Below are 18673 nucleotides of genomic sequence, written 5' to 3' on the forward strand. Positions count from 1 at the left end.
GATGGATGCCCATCATCAAGAATTGGAGACCCCATGCCAGGAATGAACCTCACTCGTGCCGAGGCCAGCGAGCGCGCGAACCTGCTCAACGTTGACAGCTATGAGGTAAGCCTGGATCTTACTCGCGGTGAGCGCATCTTCACTTCCAAAACGACCGTTCGGTTCACCGCGACTGCTGGCGCATCAACTTTCATCGATGCCGTCACCGATTCGGTGCGTTCCATCAATCTCAACGGCGTAGAGCTGGATCCCGCCGAGCATTCCGATGGCATCCGCATCCAGCTGCCGAACCTAGGCGCGCAGAACGTCTTGGTGATTGATGCAGATGCGCTGTACATGAACACCGGTGAAGGCTTGCACCGTTTCGTGGACCCAGTGGATCAGGAAGTCTACTTGTACTCGCAGTTCGAAGTCGCTGACTGCCGTCGCATGTTTGCTGTCTTCGAACAGCCGGATTTGAAGGCCACCTTCCAGTTCTCGGTTACGGCACCGAAATACTGGAATGTCGTATCGAATGCACCAACTCCTGAGCCAATCGAAAACGGCGATTCTGCAACTTGGGACTTCGCTGCCACGCAGCGAATTTCCTGCTACATCACGGCCTTAATAGCCGGCCCTTATCAGGTAGCTCGCGATTCGCTGGTCTCCTCCAGCGGACGCACCGTTGAGCTTGGGGTGTTCGCCCGCGCGTCGATGATGCAGTACCTGGACGTCGAGAACATCGTGACGATCACTCGTCAGGGTTTCGAGTTCTACGAAAAGAACTTCGGAGCGTCCTACCCGTTCGAGAAGTACGACCAGCTGTTCGTACCTGAGTTCAACGCCGGCGCCATGGAGAATGCTGGAGCGGTGACTTTCCTGGAAGAATACGTCTTCCGCTCTCGTCCCACCGGTGCCATGGTCGAACGCCGGGCAATCACCATTTTGCACGAGTTGGCACACATGTGGTTCGGCGACCTCGTCACCATGAAGTGGTGGAATGATCTGTGGCTCAATGAATCCTTCGCTGAATTCATGTCCACGCTAGCTGCAGCACAGAACACCGAGTTCACCAGCGCATGGACAACCTTCAACACATTGGAGAAGAACTGGGCCTACCGCCAGGACCAGCTGCCATCCACCCACCCAATTGTCGCTGAAATCAACGATCTTGAAGATGTTGAAGTCAACTTCGATGGCATCACCTACGCCAAGGGCGCCAGCGTGCTGCGCCAGCTGGTAGCTTTCGTCGGCCAGGAAGAATTCATGGCGGGAGTACGTGAATACTTCGCCAAGCATGCCTGGTCGAACACGGAGCTGCCAGATCTCCTCAGGGAATTGGAAGCAGCCAGCGGCCGCGATTTGAGTGGCTGGGGCGCTGCATGGTTGGAAACCGCTGGGGTAAATACGCTCAAGGCGGAGATGGCCACCGATGATGACGGTGTCATCACTTCGTTCGCGATTCGCCAGTCGGCTATCTCCGAATACCCTACGTTGCGTCAGCACCGCCTGGCCGTTGGCTTCTACTCGCTCGATGATGCCGGCGTCCTGAAGCGTGTGCACCGCGAAGAACTAGATATCGATGGTGAACTCACCGAGGTCCCCGCACTGACCGGCCAGGCGCGCCCGGATCTAGTTTTGCTCAACGATGACGACCTGACCTACGCGAAGATCCGTTTGGATGAAGTTTCCCTGGCTACTGCCACTGAGCATCTGAAAGACTTCGAAGATTCGCTGCCACGCACGCTGGTTTGGTCAGCTGCATGGGATTCGGTTCGTGACGCAGAAGCGCCAGCGAGCACCTATGTCCAGTTGCTCCTGAACAATATTGGGCACGAAGTGGACTCCACCGTAATCATGGTGCTGTTGCGTCAGCTGAACACCTCGCTGGATCTATATGTTGCAGCAGAGCACAGTGAAGAGCTTTCGGTGCAGGCCGCTGCCAGCCTGTGGAAGTTGGCTGTCGAAGCTGAGGCCGGCTCGGATGCACAGTTGCAATTCGTCAAGGCATTCGCGCACCGCTCGCGCACTGCCGAGCAGCTGGACCAGGTCCAGAGCCTGTTCGATGGCTCGGTGGCCCTGGATGGCCTCACCGTAGACACCGATTTGCGCTGGTCCTTCACGATTGCGTTGAGCGCAGGTGGCCGAATGAGCGAAGCCACGCTCGACTCGGTGCTGGCCAACGATGACACGGCCAAGGGCAAGGCCTCCTGGTACACCGCGCGTGCATCGCGCCCAACGGCAGAGGCTAAGGAAGAAGCGTTTGCCGCAGCTACCTCGGCTACCTTGTCCAATGACCAGCAGAGCGCTGTCATCTCGGGTTTCAATAACGTGCACCATAAAGAGCTGATCTCCGGTTACACCGAGAAGTACTTCGGCCTGCTGATCAACGCCTGGGAGTCGTTCTCCCATGAAATGGCCAAGCAGATCGTCTTGGGCTTCTACCCGAGCTCCAACGTCTCGCAGAAAACTCTGGAGCAGACCGACGCTTTCTTGGAATCATTGGGTTCCAAGCACGCAGCAATGCGTCGTCTGCTAGTCGAATCACGTGCAGACGTGGTCCGAGCTTTGGCCGCGCGCCAGGCTGATGCCTAAGCGCTAGCAATATCTGCTCATGCAGTTGGTGGTGCCTTCCGCTCAATGCGGAAGACACCACCAACTTCTGTTTGAAAGTGGGACAATAGACCCATGGACCTCTCGCAACATGAATATCGGGTGGACCTCGAATGGACCGGCAATCGTGGGACTGGAACCGAAAGCTACCGCAGCTACGGCAGGGACCATGTATTGCGAGCATCGGGGTTGCCAGACTTACCGGGCACCGCGGATCCAACCTTCCATGGGGACCGCGACCGGTGGAATCCGGAGCAGCTGCTCTTAGCAGCGTTGAGCCAGTGCCACATGCTCTCTTACTTGCATGTGGCAGTTACCCACGGCGTGAATATCACCGGTTACACAGATGAAGCCATGGGAACCCTGCGTTTGAACCGCGATAACAGCGGCGAGTTCACCCAGGTCATATTGCGACCCACGATCTATCTAGCTGATGAATCCCAACGTGAGCTGGCAGATTCTCTGCATGCGCAGGCCAACAGGGTTTGTTTCATCGCCCGCTCCGTCAATTTTCCGGTTCTCCATGAGCCGGTAACTCCTACCGTCTCTTGAGGAACTTCACGAATGACTGAAAGCCAGCCAACTGCGCACGACCCGAAGAAGGACCCTTTCAGCAACCCTTTGGTTTTAGGGCGCTCTAGCCAAGAGTTCTTAGATGCCGCTGAGGCACCAATAGATGCCGCAGACTACCCAGGCACCTTCTACGCTGAGGTGGGAGGGCGTAAGATCTTCGCTCAGCTCACCAAGAACTTCTATGCTTCGGTGGCTGAAGATGAAGACTTCCGCCGCATGTATCCAGAGCAGGAACTTCATGCTGCACAAGTTCGTCTCCAACTGTTCCTAGAACAGTACTGGGGCGGACCAACGACGTTCTCCGAGCACCGAGGCCACCCGCGCCTGCGCATGCGCCATGCCAACTACCCGGTAAACAGCCACTACAGAGATGTTTGGCTGGGCCACATGAATAAGGCCATCGAGCAGCTGGAGTTGCCGATGCTGCAGGCTGAAACCCTGCGCGACTATTTTGAACGCGCAGCCCACTCGCTGCAGAACACTCCTGATGGACATCAGAATCTGCTTTAAATAGTGATGGACTAGAACCCCGACACATGGGTTCTAGTCCATTTTTCTATTGCGCTTTAGCCAAGCAAGGAAGCCTTGCGAACCAGGACATGTCCTCGTTCGTTGCTCAGTCGAGTCCAGCTTCCATTGCGAAGCACTCGACATTGGCCGCCAGTCATCAAGAAACCCAAGGCATGCATCGCAAACGCAGCGCCCATAGGGACTTCAATTTCCAGATCTGGCACATCGGCTGCCCAGATTTGTTGGCGTACCTGTACAAGCACCGGCAAGCCGGGGTTTTCTGGCAAGGCTTGCGCAACGGCATCGATTCCGCGTTGCGCAGCGGATGATAAGAGATCACTCTCTACCGTTCCCGCATCTTCCCAGCCCGAAAGCGGGACGGAGATGCCGGCCCATTTAGGATTCTCTTCAACCGGCGGGAGGGCAAAGTCGACCGAGGACTCCCCCATGCGCGCAAGTCGATCTTGGATGGATGCCAGCGAATAGCTCGCATTAATTTCTGCAGGCTTAGCCAAGCGATGCACTCGCATCCCAAGGATGGTGTATCCACCTTGTCCCAGATCGGCAGGGACCAACACTGGTACGTATACTGCCAAGGCCGTATTTCGTGCGACGAAAAGGGCCGCGTCATCTTCAATTGTTTTCGCGCGGCTAATAAAGTTCGCTAAATCGCTTACTGAATTATTGTCGTCAAAAATTACTGCATCACTAGCCATGCATTAATCGTCTCATGTCGCGAGCACGACGCGTGGCGAGTTTGCTCATGGCGTGATGTCGACTTAATAATCGTATAGTTTTCCTATGAGTCGGAATCAAAACTAGTTCTTATTACCCTCTAGTAACATTGATTCTGATCCTGATTTCACTAATGCATTCCAAGGAGCTCCTACCGTGACCGAAGACTTAGGCACAACGCAGATCCTGCTAGACCTGTTGAATCTGGATGGAGAAGACCAGGCCCGCACGGATGAGGATATCTTCATCGGTCATACCCCTGCCCAAACTCGGCCTCGCGTTTTCGGCGGGCAAGTTCTGGCCCAGTCGATCATGGCCGCTACACGTACGGTTGAGCCGTCGCGCGCGATTCATTCCTTGCACGGATACTTCCTGCGCCCAGGAGACCCTTCGCAGAACATTACCTTCGGCGTTCAACGATTACGCGATGGCCGCTCATTCTCGGCCCGCCGGGTCCATGCCTACCAAAACGGCGAGCCAATCTTGTCAATGATCACCTCATTCCAGGAACCGGCAGCTGGCCTTGAACATCACGATCCTATGCCGATCGATGTCCCTGCACCGGAATCTCTTCCAACTACTGCCGATCTGGTGGGGCATTTCGACCATCCAGTAGCCAAGGAATGGGCTTTTGAACGCCCCTTCGATGTTCGGCACATCTCTGAGCCGATTTATCTTCCAAGCGATTCGCCCAATGCCGCCGATAGCGCAGTCTGGCTGCGCACGACTTCCTCAATGCCAGACGACCCTGCATTGCATCGTGCAGCCCTGGCCTATGCCAGCGATTACTTGCTGCTGGAGCCTGTCCTGCGAGCTCACGGTGTGCCATGGATCCATCGAGGGCTGAGCATTGCCAGCCTTGATCACGCGATGTGGTGGCATCGAGATTTCCGAGTCGACGAATGGCTACTTTATGTGCTGCATTCTCCCTCGGCTTCTTCAGCACGCGGTTTGGGTACTGGCAAGTTCTACAACCAGGCAGGAGAGCTCGTCGCTACGGTTGCCCAAGAAGGCATGATCCGACTTCCTGAGTTCAGCGAAGTATCCTAAGGCTGCTTATTGAAGCGCAAGCGTCCGTATGGTTTACATGCCCAGTTCGACATCGCCTGCAGGTACCGCCATGCAGGTCAGGACATCTCCGGGTTCCATGCGGGCGCTTGGCTCCAAAGGATAGGAAACTTTTCCTGCCAGTAATTTCACCGCGCATTCGCCACAGGACCCCGACCGGCAAAGGCTAGCTGGTTCTAGCCCGTGCTCTTCTAGTGCACCCAGAAGCACTCCTGCGTTGGCACTCCACGTAAATTTCTTGTTGCTGTCCCTGCAGGAAACTTCAGCTGGCGGATAATTTTCAAATAGTCGCTCTAGGCTCGTGGTGGGAGAAGCAAAAATTTCACTGTGAATCATCGAAGTGGGAATTCCTGCTCGTTCGCACGCCTCAAACACCATTTTGGTGAATTCGACCGGACCGCACACCATCACGCTTTGGCTATCCCCAAGCTCTCTGGCTATCTCGACAGCATCTGGACGCACCGAAGTGGTATCAACCCGTTTCATGCTGATGGACGCTGTCGATAATTTATCGACCACTTGCTCCAGCCGGGAGTACAGCGTGCTGGCACGTCCACGCTCTACGTGGATGATACGTAGCCGCTGACTCGATCTTGCAGCTGTTGCATCACCCAGCACGCCCAATGTCGTGGTGATGCCAATTCCAGCGCTGACTATGGCAGTACGGGAACCAAGCACCTTGGCCGAGGTAAGCACCCCGTAAGGCCCTGAAGCTAGGACCTGGTCCCCTTCATTCAGCTGGGAAATCTTCTGGGAGGCATCACCCTGAATACGAACCGCGATACTAGCGCCCTGGTCGTCAACCGACGTAATCGTATAGTTCCGCCACAGTGGGTCTGGCAAATGAATCCTCAAGTGCATGCCCGGTTCATACTCCTTTTGCATCCATTTGAAAGGATCCTGCAGCAAAAGTTCCGCTACGCCCGTGTCATAGTTATCTTTCCGCACTACGGTCATGAATCGTGGCGAAAGTTTCACCGGAACAAGGTCTTCGGCATCGTTGGCTTCGCCGACTATTTCAATTGACGCGCCAGTCTCCAATTTGCCTGACTCCAGGACGGTTCCGTAAATGCCGCAGTGGATGTGGCCAAAGTGTGTCGCCAACAGTCGGGGTCCGTTGGTGTCTACTTCAGTGGTGTGCGGATTTACCGATGTTGCCGAGCAACGTGCAATCGACTTTGTGATCGCAATTCGGGCTTTTCCTATGCGAAGGACCTTTCCGATCAGCCCATATTCTGCGAATGCTGGCAGACCCTCGACTAGAAGGTTGCCTCGGAACCGCCGGGGATCCATATCAGCCCCCGAAACACGCGAAAGTTCTGCAACTGTATTGGGGTTGATGATCGAAACTCCGGACAGACGGGAGTCAAACATTCCCTGCGGCGCAGAAACTAATTTTCGAGGATTCGGCCCCTGTGGCGGCAAGAATCTGGATAGGTAGGCGCCAGCCTCGTCCAGATCACGCTGATTGCCGACGTCAAAGGTCAAAGGTTGGGCACAATTAGCGGCCGGAGCAGTCATGGTGATTAGCGGAGGTTCGGAATGAACTTCCCATTTCTGAAGGCTCTTGTTGTTTTTAAGGATCGTGAAGTTGAGGCAACTCTCCCATTCACCATTGCCAAGCTCAGTAGTTCCGTTGCCGAAAGCCACACGACGGTCGCCTTCAAGCCCCTTTCCCTTGCTGATGTCCACCGAAGTAACGACTTCTCCCGGTAGCCCTTTGATGGGGAAACGAAACATTTGAGCAATCTTCATGATTGCAGTCTAGCTATTGTCCCGCGCACAATAAAAGCCCAAGACAGCGTCGGAAGGGCCATCAAGATTCGCCGGAATACCCTGGCGAGAGCATACGGCTCGCACCGTCTATTTGGCTTCCTCCTCGTCTACTCCTGGTGTTTCCAATCGCCGGGCCCCAGCCCCCTCACGTGCCAATTGGTCTTCTGGATTCAGAAGACTGCAGGCCTGCATCGACAAGCATCCACAACCGATGCACCCCATAAGCCGATCTTCTAGTTCCTCGATGGCACGACGCCGGGCTTCGAGGACATTTTTCCATCCCTCTGTTGCGCGCAGCCAGTCTGTTTCAGTCGGCACTTTTTCCATTGGGACCGGGGCCAATGCACGCTTGATGTCACTGAGCGGGATACCTAATTTACTGCCGACAGCGATCAAGGAGATGCGACGGAGTAAGTGGCGCGCATATCGTCTCTGGTTTCCTGCCGTCCGCGTTGAAGCTATTAGTCCGATTTCTTCGTAGTAATGAAGCGCGGATCTGGCCACACCCGTGCGTTCACTAACCTGGCCAATGCTTAGAAGTTCTTGACCATGATATTCCTGTCCACCATCGCCAAGTCCTGTTGTGCGAAGCATCACTACCCCCTTTCTTGACCTCAAGTTTACTTGAGGTTCTAGGGTGGAAGTAATCAAAGTTGTTGGCAAGAGCTAGGGTTCTTGCATCAGTTACTGAAGTTTGCAGCCCAACTTCAGACAGAGGAGCTACTCAGTGAGCGAATTATCAGTTGACTTCCGTACAGCCTTCCGCCATCATCCAGCTGGCGTAGCGTTGATCACCGCCGCAGTCGATGGGGAATTCTACGGTTTAACGATTTCCTCACTCGCTTCGCTATCCATCGATCCAGTAGCAGTGTCCTTCTCGCTGGCTAAGGAATCAGGCGCCGCCGGTGCTGTACTTGCCGCACAGAGTTTCGTGATCCACATGCTTGGCGAAGACCAGCAAATTCTGGCAAACAATTTCGCTCGTCCCGGTGCCCCACGCTTCACCAGTGATCAGAATTTCCGTGTCTTGCCGACCGGCGAACCATACTTTATAGATTCACCAGTAGCTTTTCGCGCAAGCATCCATTCTTCAATCAGCGTTGGTGGGTCCAGATTGATTGCAGCCGAAGTTCATGAAGTGCTCCACGGTCAGGAGCACAAGCAGCACCTCCTCTATCAGGATCGCGAGTACCTGAATCTGTCCGGTTTGCGAGCAGAGTCGTCAATGCGCTAGATGGCGCAGTACTTCCGAGCATAAAAATGGCCGCCACAAATGTGGCGGCCATTTTTTATACCCTAGCTTAGTCTCGGGTCAGGCGACGGTGGGTAACGCGGTGCGGCTTAGCAGCATCGGCGCCCAGTCGTTCAACCTTGTTGCTCTCGTAAGAGTCGAAGTTACCCTCGAACCAGTACCAGTTCGATGGGTTCTCTTCAGTGCCCTCGTAAGACAAGATGTGAGTCGCAACTCGGTCGAGGAACCAACGGTCGTGGGAGACCACGACTGCGCAACCTGGGAACTCAAGCAATGCATTTTCCAGCGAAGAAAGAGTCTCAACGTCCAAGTCGTTAGTAGGCTCATCGAGCAGCAACAGGTTGCCACCCTGCTTCAGGGTCAGCGCAAGGTTTAAGCGGTTGCGCTCACCACCGGAAAGCACACCCGCCTTTTTCTGCTGGTCTGGACCCTTGAAACCGAAAGCCGAGACGTACGCACGCGAAGGCATCTCAACCTGGCCGACGTTGATGTAATCGAGGCCGTCAGAGACGACTTCCCACAACGACTTTTCAGGATCGATGTTTTCGCGGTTCTGGTCAACGTAGGAAATTTTGACCGTGTCACCGATCTTCAGGGTGCCACCATCAAGTTCTTCAAGGCCAACAATGGTCTTGAACAAGGTTGACTTACCGACACCGTTAGGTCCGATCACACCAACAATGCCGTTACGGGGCAAGGAGAAGGATAATCCATCGATCAACACACGGTCGCCGAAGCCCTTCTTCAAATTATCTGCTTCGATGACCAGCTGGCCCAGACGCGGGCCTGGTGGAATCTGGATTTCTTCGAAGTCGAGTTTACGGGTGCGCTCAGCTTCCGCAGCCATTTCTTCGTATCGCGCAAGACGAGCCTTCGACTTGGTCTGACGACCCTTGGCATTCGAACGAACCCATTCGAGTTCTTCTGCCAGGCGCTTAGCAAGCTTCTGATCTTTCTTGCCCTGTACTTCCATACGTTCGCGCTTCTTCTCCAGGTAAGTGGAGTAGTTGCCCTCGTATGGGTGCAGGCGACCGCGGTCAACTTCACAGATCCATTCGGCGACGTGGTCCAGGAAGTAGCGGTCGTGGGTTACGGCCAATACGGCGCCTGGGTAAGAAGCCAGGTGCTGTTCCAGCCACAGTACGGATTCAGCATCCAAGTGGTTAGTAGGCTCATCGAGCAGCAACAGGTCTGGCTTCTGCAGGAGAAGCTTGCACAGTGCCACACGGCGACGTTCACCACCGGAGAGATGGGTGACCATCTCGTCGCCCGGTGGGCAACGCAAAGCGTCCATTGCCTGTTCGAGCTGGTTGTCGATGTCCCACGCGTCGGCAGCGTCGATAGCTTCCTGCAGCTTGCCCATCTCTTCCAGAAGGGCGTCGAAGTCGGCGCCTTCCTGTGCCATCTCTTCAGAGATTTCGTTGAAGCGGGTGATCTTTTCGTAGATCTCGCCGACACCTTCCTGGACGTTGCCCAGAACGGTCTTTTCTTCATTCAGTGGTGGTTCCTGCAGCAGGATGCCTACCGAGTAGCCTGGTGAAAGACGTGCCTCACCATTGGACGGGGTATCGAGCCCCGCCATGATCTTCAGGATCGTTGACTTACCAGCACCGTTAGGACCCACGACACCAATTTTGGCACCAGGGAAGAACGACATGCTGACGTTGTCAAGGATGACTTTGTCACCAACGGCCTTGCGAGCCTTGGTCATCGTGTAAATGAATTCCGCCATGCTCTTAAGGCTAGTCGGTTACGGTGGTCATTTCCGAATCCACACACCACTATTTTGGGTTGGTGGTGCCCGGATTCACAAGAATCCATCGAACACCACCAAAACCACGCGATTTAGGCCGCTTCTCCTTCGTCGCTTTGCCAGCTCGCTTCGGTGCCGGATAAGCGTGACGGCTGCTGCACGTGGTCAGATTCGCTGGCATCAACGCGTATCCGGTTGAACGAGGACGTTCCGAACCGCATGTCATGTCCAATCGAAAATGCTTCGATATCTGCACTATTTCCGCGAGAGCCATCGGCCCGTTCAAACTCCCGGATCTGCAACTTGCCGAAAATCATTACGTGGTCTCCCTGAGCCAGAGACTCCATCGAGTTCTCCCCCAGTGCGCGAAAGGCCGAGACCGCGTACCAGTTGGTTGGCCCGTCAGCCCATTGACCCGTTTCGAGGTCGCGTTTCCGTTCATGGGTAGCAACGCGGAACTTCAATATAGCCACACCCTTAGGCGTAATGCTGAGCTGCGGCTCCGTGCCAACAATGCCGCGAATTGTCACAAGATCGCTCATGGGTCCATCTCCTTATGATCCAAATGACAGAAACCTTTCCCGTCATGGAATCTGATCTTGGACCGTCCGGTGGATTGTTCTTCGGCAGAATCAACGTATTGTGGATAAATTTGTTGTCCTCTTTAGGTTGTAGGCGCCGCATAAGAGCATGACGGCTATGACCAAGGTCGGGAGCAACCAGCCAGACCAACCCAGGATAGATGCTTGCGTAGTGTCCAAGGGAGCTCCCATCACTATGAATAAAGAGACGAGTCCGACGCTGGCGTTGAATACTCCATGCGCCAGCGCTGCTGGCCACACTGAGTCGCTGAAATTTCGCAACCAGCCAAGGAAGGCACCAAACACGATGCACATGCCGCACATGGCCATTACTCCCCAAGGCCCAGTGGCAAAGGGATAGTTATATCCAAGGAGAATCAGCGGCGCGTGCCAAATTCCCCAGATCCCCCCGGAGATCACGATTGAGATGAGCTGGCCGTACGCTTGCAACCGGCTCCAAAGCCATCCTCGCCATCCAATTTCCTCCCCTAGGGCAAGCACGGAATTCATGAGACTCGCGACAGCTATCAGTCCGGCCTGTCCCAGGAGGTACTGGAACGGCCCTGCTTCTCCAGCGAGGATATGCAAGATCGTGTAGTTCTCCAGATCGCCCGGAAAGACTCCCAGCCACGTACCGATGAATGGTGCCTGAAGGATCAGTCCGAGCGGAATGACATAAGACAGGACAATTGCGACTACAAATTTTCCAGGACGATTGATGGGCCAGAGCCCGACGTCAGAGGAGAAACTCCTGATGCGCCGCTCTGCTAATGCGATCACCAGCACGGCGACAGTCGGGGTAAACATCATGAACGAGGCGATGACGGGAAGTTTCGTGTCATATATCCCGTTGCCTAGCCATAACGGCGCTGCGACGGCCCACGCCAGGCTCACGCTCAGGACACAGAACCATACGATGCTCCATACGCCACCGATTCTAAACTTCGGCAACTTAACTACCCCTACTCAGACGATGACATCTGTACATTTCTAGAGCCTATCGGCCTCAAGTCGTATTTTGAGTGATCCATGGGCTAGAATATTTTCGGTTATGCCTCCGTAGCTCAGCTGGATAGAGCAAGAGCCTTCTAATCTCTAGGTCGCCGGTTCGAATCCGGCCGGGGGTACAAGCACAAGAACCGCTGTTCACTTGGATAAACAAGTGAACAGCGGTTCTTTTTTGGCCAAATTCAGCACCACAACTGCTTCCAAGACCGCAAATATCACCACGGTTTTAGTTTTGTTCCTAGCTTGGCGCTATCGCACAGCGTCCACGACAGCTCGCCCGACCTGTCTACCGCTAAATAAGCACCCGCCCAAGAACGTTCCTTCAAGAGCGTTGTATCCGTGAATCCCACCTCCGCCAAATCCTGATGCTTCACCAGCTGCATAGAGTCCTTCAAAGACCGTTCCATCTTGTTGGAGAACACGCCCAGAAAGGTCTGTCTGCAGACCGCCTAATGACTTTCGCGTCAAAATATGCAGCTTTACAGCTACTAACGGCCTCGCTGCAGGGTCGAGGATTTTATGCGGGGCGACCACACGTGTCAGACGGTCACCGATGTACTTTCGGGCGTTGCGTATCGATTGAATTTGCTGATCTTTGCTGAATGCGTTATCTATTTGCGAATCCCGTACGAGCAACTGTTGGTGCAGCTTACTTGCATCAACCACTGTATCTGGCGCAATTGCATTCATCTTGCTGGCCAGTTCTTCTACGGTGGTCGCTGCTACAAAGTCTGCGCCTCGATTCAAGAAGTCATTAACCGGCCCTGGAGCGCCTGTTCCAAAGACTCTGTCTTTGATCACTCCGGCCTTATCTCGATTAGTCAGATCAGGATTTTGCTCGGATCCCGAGAGAGCAAACTCTTTTTCCAAAATTCTTTGGTTCAGGACAAACCATGAATAGTCGTATTTCTTGGCAACTGGATCAGTTCGAAGGTATTTCAACGTGCCTAGCGTGTCATGTCCTGGCAGGCAGGGGGCACCAAGCCGGTTTCCTTCTGCATCAAACCACATGGAACTAGGACCGGGAAGAATTCTTATCCCATGATTTGGCCAAATGGAATTCCAGTTCTGAATTCCCTCGGTGTAGTGCCACATCCTGTCCCGATTAACTAAACGGGCACCTGCCGCTTCTGACAGTTCAATGCCGCTGCCATCTACATACTCCGGAACGCCGGTAATCATATGCCCGGGCGCTGAGCCGAGCCGGGATGGCCAGAATCTGCGAACCAAGTCATGGTTCCCACCAATTCCGCCTGTTGCAATCACAACCGCTTCAGCTGAAAATTCGAATTCGGATTCGACGTTTCGTGTCGATTTCCACCCTCGAAGAGCGTTGTCGGGAGACAAGATTTCTCCTCGAACTCCGGTAACGGAACCGCCTTCCACCACCAGTCCGGTAACACGGTGCCGATTGAGCAGCTGCACTTTCCCGGTCCGCATGCCTTCACGCACCTTGTTGGCGAATGGTTCGGAGACCCCGGTGCCAGTTCCCCACGCGATATGGAATCTCGGCACAGAGTTGCCATGCCCCTCTGCGCGGCCGTCTCCTCGCTCAGCCCAACCCACCACTGGTGTCAGGTCAATGCCTTTTTGCTTGATCCAGGATCGCTTTTCAGTGGCGGCAAATTCGACATATGCCTTAGCCCAACGGTGCGCCCACAAATCTTCGTCGGCTAATCGGTCAAACTGTGCGCTATGCTGCCAATCAGACCACGCAAGGTCAAAGGAATCATGAACTCCCAAACGGCGCTGTTCAGGGGTACCGACCAAAAAGAGTCCACCGAACGACCAGTACGCCTGGCCTCCGAGATTTGCGTCATTTTCCTGATCGAGAATTCGGATTTTCAATCCAGCATCTAAAGCTTCTGAGGCCGCAACCAGACCAGCCAGTCCGGCGCCAATTATGACCACGCCACCTTGTTCGCAATTCATCGGCCTGCCTCCACCTCTGCACGCAAGTATTTAACGGGTATTCATCTTGAGCCTACTTGCCAGATCGGAAGGTGACTATCCCCAAATTGCCATTTGAATTGGGCTGAATCGTGTCGGATATTAGCCTCTGTCGTAGTTGTTTTCCTGAGAGCGGCTTTCGAACCTGTGAATGCCATGTTCACCAGCAGTGCAACGGCGCATAATAATCGGAAATGCCAACTGGACAGTAACTTATCGTCGTAATTTGCGATAAACTCTAGGCATTATAGAAATAGAAAGGAACAGTGTCTGATGGCCCAACCGGTCGCTCACCTCACGCGACAGAGAGTTACGGAACGCACCAGTATCAACCTAATATTCCTCCTTGCAGGATTATCTTTTGCAACTTGGGCCGGCCGCCTTTCCATCATCGACGCTGTTTTTGATTTCTCCGGTTTGAACCTCGGGTCATTCCTGATCTGCAGCACCATTGGCATCTTGCTGGGCATTGCGCTCATCCCGACGGTAAGCAAATTCGTTCCGACGGGTCGATTGCTCTGTTGCCTGCCACTGGGATTAGCAGCCTGCCTGGTCATCCTTGGCATCGCGATTTCGGTTACCGAAGACGCCACTCTCGCATACATAACCCTGTTCTTTTATGGGCTTGTTTTCGGCTGTCTAGACATCATGATGAATGTCAGCGGCGCACAGGTGGAACGTCGTGCTGGACGTAGCATCATGCCTTCGCTTCACGGTTTCTTTAGTTTGGGCACGCTCATTGGTGCTGGCATGGCCACGGCCACCATCGCTTTGAAGATCCCCTCGATTTGGCATTTCGCTTTCGTAGCAGTCCTAATCGCTGCATTCGCATACATTGCCCGTCAAGGGACAACACACTGGGAAAATGAAAGCATCTCGCCCACCAAGAGGAATGTTCAGTACGACCGCGCCAAGTCAGCAAAGAGGCTAGGTCTTTTGCTCTTGCTTGGCCTCATGGTTGCCGGGCTGAGCTTCACCGAAGGCGCGGCCAATGACTGGATCGCTGTGGCCTCTGTTAACGGTCATGGGTTCAAACACCAAATTGGGGCGCTCATGTTCACCCTATTCGTCGGGGCCATGACGCTGGGACGCTTTGCCGGCGGTCGTCTGGTGGACCGCTTCGGAACGAGAAATACCCTTTTGCTCATGGGCACTGTCGGCCTACTCGGCGTTGCCTTATTCATCACCGGCACGAACCCTTATATTGTCGGTCTCGGCGCAACCGCGTGGGGCCTTGGCAGCTCTCTGGGCTTCCCATTGGGGATGAGCATCGCTGCTTCGCGCGGTGAACGCCTGGGACCAAAGGCCGTGAGCATCGTCAGCGCATTTGGCTATGGCGCAATGCTCGGGGGCCCTCCCTTTATCGGTTTCGTCGTCGACACCATAAGGTTGCCTCAAGCCCTGTGGATTTGCGCTGTTGTCCTGGTCATCTCATTGTTGCTAACGCCTGCGGTGACGCGCATTCGCAAGCCAGCGTACAAGGATGCCTAAACGGGAAGCGTTGCCCGCTCTTTGATATTCCGCATGACAATAGTGCTCGTGAGCTTTTCCACTCCAGGTAGATCCACGAGCACCTCGTCATAGACGCGTTGATAGTGCGGCAGGTCTTTTGCGAAGACGCGTAGCAAGAAGTCTGGCTCGCCAAAGAGCCGTTGCGCATCGACGATCAGTTCTTCACGTTCTACAGCCAGCTCGAAATTCTTAAGTTGTGCCCGGTCCTTGAGCGTAACGAAAACGAGCGCTTCGAATCCCAAACCAACTTGCTCCGGGTCAATTACGGCTTGATACCCGGTAATCACTCCCCTGCGCTCTAGATCCTTAATCCTCCGATGGCAGGGGGCGACCGATAGCCCCACTTTGGCAGCCACTGCAGTGGCACTCATACGCCCGTCATTCTGCAGCTCAGCCAAGATAGAGCGATCTAATTCATCCATGCTTCCAGACTACAGCACAAGAATTTTGTGCTAATTCCGCATATTGGCGGATTTTATTGTTGAAAAACAGAATCTTTCCAAAGATTCGGCAACCACATTTCGTGCATTTTTCCCTACTGTTATGACAGTACGGAAATATAGATGGTAGGAGTAGCAATGGACCTCGCGCAGTTCACCGGATTCCTCTTGGTGTCGGTAACCTTGGCCTGCACTCCCGGGGCCGACTGGGCGTACATCATTTCCTCTGCACTCGGTAAAACAAGTTACCGCCCCGCGGTCTGGGGATTGCTTTCTGGCTACCTGGTCCACACGGCATTACTCGTGTGCGGAATCGCAACTTTAGTGGCCAGTTCACCAACCCTGCTGATGTGGCTCACTGCAGCTGGTTCGATTTACTTGTTGTGGCTCGGCATCTCTACTCTACGTTCAGCCAAACGAGCCAAATTCTTTGCACCCGATACGTCTACAAGGTTCGATCCTGCTACCGGAAACCTCGATTCGCCCCCGCACCCACGCGATGAAACCGGCAGCCCTACTGCGGTACTAGAAAAAGTGCGCCATCAGTCACCGAGCAAGCAGTTCTTCAAGGGATCGCTCACGAGTGGCACAAACCCCAAAGCATTGTTGCTATATGTAGCACTCATTCCGCAGTACCTGGATTCCTCGCAGAAGCTCCCCTTGTCCCTGCAGACCGGCGCCCTCGGATTGACTCATTTCGCGGTATCCGTCCTCGTATACTTCTCGGTAGCCATGGCAGCCAAGGCCCTGCTTCGATCCCGACCGCTGGCAGCGCGAATCGTAACCCTCTGCTCCGGAATCATCATGATCCTCCTTTCCTTGGGCCTGATCTATGAGCAATTCTTCGTCGCATAAGAAAAAATTGAACACCGATCAAGACAATTGAACGGTGATCAAGTATGCTCGTAATCGATGGCTTTCCGGTCATCGATAACGCAGGCCTGAGACACTACTCCATCGCTGAGTTAGTCGTTCAAGCTATGACCTCGCGCTGGAGCATACGTGGAACTACCCCCAATTCTTTTTGAGAATGTCACCGTCAAATTTGAAGATCGTGATGTTCTCAAAGATGTTTGCCTTACGCTAAGCGAGCAGCGCATCGGTATCATCGGGGCAAACGGAGCAGGAAAGAGCACTCTCTCCCGGCTGATTAACGGGCTTGTTTTACCGACGCACGGTACCGTGCACGTGGGCAACTTGAACACCCACAAGCATGCGAAGCAGATCCGCCGTGATGTCGGTTTTGTCTTTCAAAATCCAGCCAATCAAATCATCATGCCGCTCGTTTCCGAAGACATCGCATTCGGACTGAAGAATCTGCAGATCTCTAAAGTCGAACGCCAAACAAGAGTGCAGGAAACCTTGGCGGAATTGAACATCTCGCACTTATCAGATCGCGAAAGCCACACCCTGTCCGGCGGCGAACAGCAGATGGTTGCACTTGCTTCCGTATTGGCGATGCAACCACGAACAATTGTCTTCGATGAACCGACGACGATGTTGGATCTGCGCAATCGGCTGGCCTTCCAAGAGGAAGTCGCCAAACTCGCCCAACGTGCGATTGTTGTGACCCATGATTTGGAGATTCTCGAAGATTTCGACAGGGTTCTGGTAGTGACTGATGGGGCGATCGCATTCGACGGTCACCCTATGGAAGCAATCGCTCATTACCGTCAGTGGAGCCACGCATGATCGCATCCAAAAATCGGTCATATCTGGCACGCATTAGACCAGGCTGGAAATTCGGTGCCTTGCTGGTGCTGAGCATTGGCCTGTATTTGATCAACTCATGGCTGATCTTGTTGTCGATTTTCATCCTAAGTGTGGTGTTGCTTCTTACGGCCAGAGTTGATTTCAAGCAGTTGCGTATGCCGTTACTGTCACTTGCCATGATTCTGAGCGTTGTGTTTATTCTCCTCGGTCTGCAAACAGATTGGACTAACGCCGTCGTTTCGGTTCTGCGGCTGTTGACCATGTGCCTTCTGGCTTATTCGGTAAGCCTCACAACAAGCTTTGATGCCATGTTGGAGTTGTTTCAACAAGTTGCTTCACCGTTGCGCTTCATCGGGGCAAATCCAGCACAAATCGCCTTGGGACTGTCCATGACGATTCGCTTCATCCCGGAACTCAAAAAGGTCTATCTCGAAGTTCGCGAGGCGCAGCATGCGCGCGGACTTGGCAATAATCCACTGGCCGTGAGTGTCCCCCTCGTTATCCGTTCTCTTAAGATCGCTGACGAAACCGCCGAAGCACTAGACGCCCGCGGTTATGATTCAGCGTCCTACCAGCGCTAATTGCGCAATCACCTTTCACCTTCACTCGTATTCCAAGGATCACCCATGTCGATAAATACTGCTTCAACATCCCAAACTCGAAATACGGTCTATGTCGCTGTCTTTGCGGCCATGATCGCGGCCATGGGGCTCCTCCCGCCCATCACTTTAGGGATCATTCCTGTACCCATTACCCTGCAGACCTTGGGCGTCATGCTGGCAGGAGCACTGTTGGGCCCTTGGCGCGGAGCCTTAGCCTCGTCGGTGGTGGTGATTCTGTCTTTGGCTGGGTTGCCACTCCTGGCAGGCGGACGCGGCGGACTCGGTATCCTGTTTGGACCAACCGGAGGTTACCTGGTTGGTTGGATTTTCGGATCATTGGTGATTGGAGCACTCTTCAAGTACTGGGTTCTGCGCAATGAAAATAAGACCGTACGCTTCATCACCGGTCTGTTCTCAGTCCTCGTTGGCGGCGTCGCAGTCATCTACTTGTTCGGAGTCCCTTGGACCGCAGTTGTGACCGGCCTGGATCTGCGCACTTCGCTGATTGGTTCCTTGGGTTTTCTGCCAGGTGACATCTTGAAAGCAGTCGTGACCACTCTGGTAGCGCTCACCGTGCATCACAGCTACCGTGGCTTGATGAAGTAGAA

General features: G+C 54.1%; 18 protein-coding genes and 1 tRNA gene. 11 read left to right on the top strand and 8 right to left on the bottom strand.

Annotation, left to right across the window (positions count from 1 at the left end; all coding sequences use genetic code 11):
• The first annotated feature begins 33 nt into the window (after positions 1-33).
• The 3 genes from pepN (at position 34) to AB4Y71_RS11380 (ending at position 3675) form a co-directional block, all read left to right on the top strand.
• Entirely contained in the window at positions 34-2574 is a 2541-nt protein-coding gene (pepN, locus tag AB4Y71_RS11370) for an aminopeptidase N (protein ID WP_441720468.1), read from the top strand.
• 93 nt (positions 2575-2667) lie between these two features.
• Positions 2668-3144, top strand: a complete 477-nt coding sequence (locus tag AB4Y71_RS11375) for an OsmC family protein (RefSeq protein ID WP_013349203.1) — start codon at positions 2668-2670, stop codon at positions 3142-3144.
• A gap of 12 nt (positions 3145-3156) precedes the next feature.
• Positions 3157-3675: a globin gene (locus AB4Y71_RS11380; protein ID WP_013349204.1), complete on the top strand. Its 519-nt coding sequence runs from the start codon at positions 3157-3159 to the stop codon at positions 3673-3675.
• Positions 3676-3731: 56 nt separating this feature from the next.
• Here AB4Y71_RS11380 and AB4Y71_RS11385 read toward each other — a convergent pair whose 3' ends face one another.
• Positions 3732-4391, bottom strand: a complete 660-nt coding sequence (locus AB4Y71_RS11385; RefSeq protein ID WP_134780014.1) for a hypothetical protein — start codon at positions 4389-4391, stop codon at positions 3732-3734.
• Between the two features lie 175 nt (positions 4392-4566).
• On the opposite strand from AB4Y71_RS11385, the gene AB4Y71_RS11390 reads away from it, so the two are divergent.
• Complete coding sequence (locus tag AB4Y71_RS11390; RefSeq protein WP_013349206.1) at positions 4567-5460, top strand: acyl-CoA thioesterase; 894 nt, start codon at positions 4567-4569, stop codon at positions 5458-5460.
• A 33-nt stretch (positions 5461-5493) separates the two neighbouring features.
• Here AB4Y71_RS11390 and AB4Y71_RS11395 read toward each other — a convergent pair whose 3' ends face one another.
• Positions 5494-7233, bottom strand: a complete 1740-nt coding sequence (locus AB4Y71_RS11395; protein WP_441720470.1) for an MOSC domain-containing protein — start codon at positions 7231-7233, stop codon at positions 5494-5496.
• Between the two features lie 108 nt (positions 7234-7341).
• A complete protein-coding gene (gene soxR / locus AB4Y71_RS11400) occupies positions 7342-7848 on the bottom strand; it encodes a redox-sensitive transcriptional activator SoxR (RefSeq protein ID WP_441720472.1) in 507 nt (168 codons plus the stop codon).
• Between the two features lie 133 nt (positions 7849-7981).
• On the opposite strand from soxR, the gene AB4Y71_RS11405 reads away from it, so the two are divergent.
• On the top strand, positions 7982-8488 hold the full coding sequence (locus AB4Y71_RS11405) for a flavin reductase family protein (RefSeq protein ID WP_189638413.1): 507 nt from the start codon (positions 7982-7984) through the stop codon (positions 8486-8488).
• A 67-nt stretch (positions 8489-8555) separates the two neighbouring features.
• Here the strand turns inward: AB4Y71_RS11405 and ettA are convergent, their stop codons facing one another.
• The 3 genes from ettA to AB4Y71_RS11420 all read right to left on the bottom strand — a co-directional run bounded on the left by ettA (position 8556) and on the right by AB4Y71_RS11420 (position 11734).
• Positions 8556-10238, bottom strand: a complete 1683-nt coding sequence (gene ettA, locus AB4Y71_RS11410) for an energy-dependent translational throttle protein EttA (protein WP_013349210.1) — start codon at positions 10236-10238, stop codon at positions 8556-8558.
• Between the two features lie 113 nt (positions 10239-10351).
• Complete coding sequence (locus AB4Y71_RS11415; RefSeq protein ID WP_013349211.1) at positions 10352-10801, bottom strand: single-stranded DNA-binding protein; 450 nt, start codon at positions 10799-10801, stop codon at positions 10352-10354.
• A 90-nt stretch (positions 10802-10891) separates the two neighbouring features.
• The gene (locus tag AB4Y71_RS11420) at positions 10892-11734 is read right to left on the bottom strand and encodes a CPBP family intramembrane glutamic endopeptidase (RefSeq protein WP_049862627.1); all 843 of its coding nucleotides are present in this window, start codon (positions 11732-11734) and stop codon (positions 10892-10894) included.
• 159 nt (positions 11735-11893) lie between these two features.
• Between AB4Y71_RS11420 and AB4Y71_RS11425 the strand changes: the two genes are divergently transcribed.
• Positions 11894-11967: transfer RNA gene (locus tag AB4Y71_RS11425), tRNA-Arg, on the top strand.
• A gap of 130 nt (positions 11968-12097) precedes the next feature.
• Here AB4Y71_RS11425 and AB4Y71_RS11430 read toward each other — a convergent pair.
• Positions 12098-13780 carry an FAD-binding dehydrogenase gene (locus AB4Y71_RS11430; RefSeq protein ID WP_441720474.1) on the bottom strand — a complete coding sequence of 561 codons (1683 nt, stop codon included), beginning with the start codon at positions 13778-13780 and terminating at the stop codon, positions 12098-12100.
• Between the two features lie 291 nt (positions 13781-14071).
• Between AB4Y71_RS11430 and AB4Y71_RS11435 the strand changes: the two genes are divergently transcribed.
• A complete protein-coding gene (locus tag AB4Y71_RS11435) occupies positions 14072-15289 on the top strand; it encodes an MFS transporter (RefSeq protein WP_134780007.1) in 1218 nt (405 codons plus the stop codon).
• Here AB4Y71_RS11435 and AB4Y71_RS11440 read toward each other — a convergent pair.
• Complete coding sequence (locus tag AB4Y71_RS11440; RefSeq protein WP_013349215.1) at positions 15286-15732, bottom strand: Lrp/AsnC family transcriptional regulator; 447 nt, start codon at positions 15730-15732, stop codon at positions 15286-15288. The two genes, AB4Y71_RS11435 and AB4Y71_RS11440, sit on opposite strands and share 4 nt — an antisense overlap.
• 156 nt (positions 15733-15888) lie before the next feature.
• Between AB4Y71_RS11440 and AB4Y71_RS11445 the strand changes: the two genes are divergently transcribed.
• From AB4Y71_RS11445 to AB4Y71_RS11460, 4 genes are all read left to right on the top strand, one after another.
• Entirely contained in the window at positions 15889-16605 is a 717-nt protein-coding gene (locus AB4Y71_RS11445) for a LysE family translocator (protein ID WP_441720476.1), read from the top strand.
• A gap of 147 nt (positions 16606-16752) precedes the next feature.
• Positions 16753-17442: an energy-coupling factor ABC transporter ATP-binding protein gene (locus AB4Y71_RS11450; protein ID WP_013349217.1), complete on the top strand. Its 690-nt coding sequence runs from the start codon at positions 16753-16755 to the stop codon at positions 17440-17442.
• A complete protein-coding gene (locus AB4Y71_RS11455; RefSeq protein WP_193057603.1) occupies positions 17439-18044 on the top strand; it encodes an energy-coupling factor transporter transmembrane component T family protein in 606 nt (201 codons plus the stop codon). The genes AB4Y71_RS11450 and AB4Y71_RS11455 overlap by 4 nt, the downstream gene beginning before the upstream one ends.
• A gap of 45 nt (positions 18045-18089) precedes the next feature.
• Positions 18090-18671: a biotin transporter BioY gene (locus tag AB4Y71_RS11460; protein ID WP_013349219.1), complete on the top strand. Its 582-nt coding sequence runs from the start codon at positions 18090-18092 to the stop codon at positions 18669-18671.
• Positions 18672-18673: the final 2 nt, after the last annotated feature.

Source organism: Glutamicibacter sp. MCAF14 (assembly GCF_052114325.1).
Taxonomy (GTDB): domain Bacteria; phylum Actinomycetota; class Actinomycetes; order Actinomycetales; family Micrococcaceae; genus Glutamicibacter; species Glutamicibacter arilaitensis.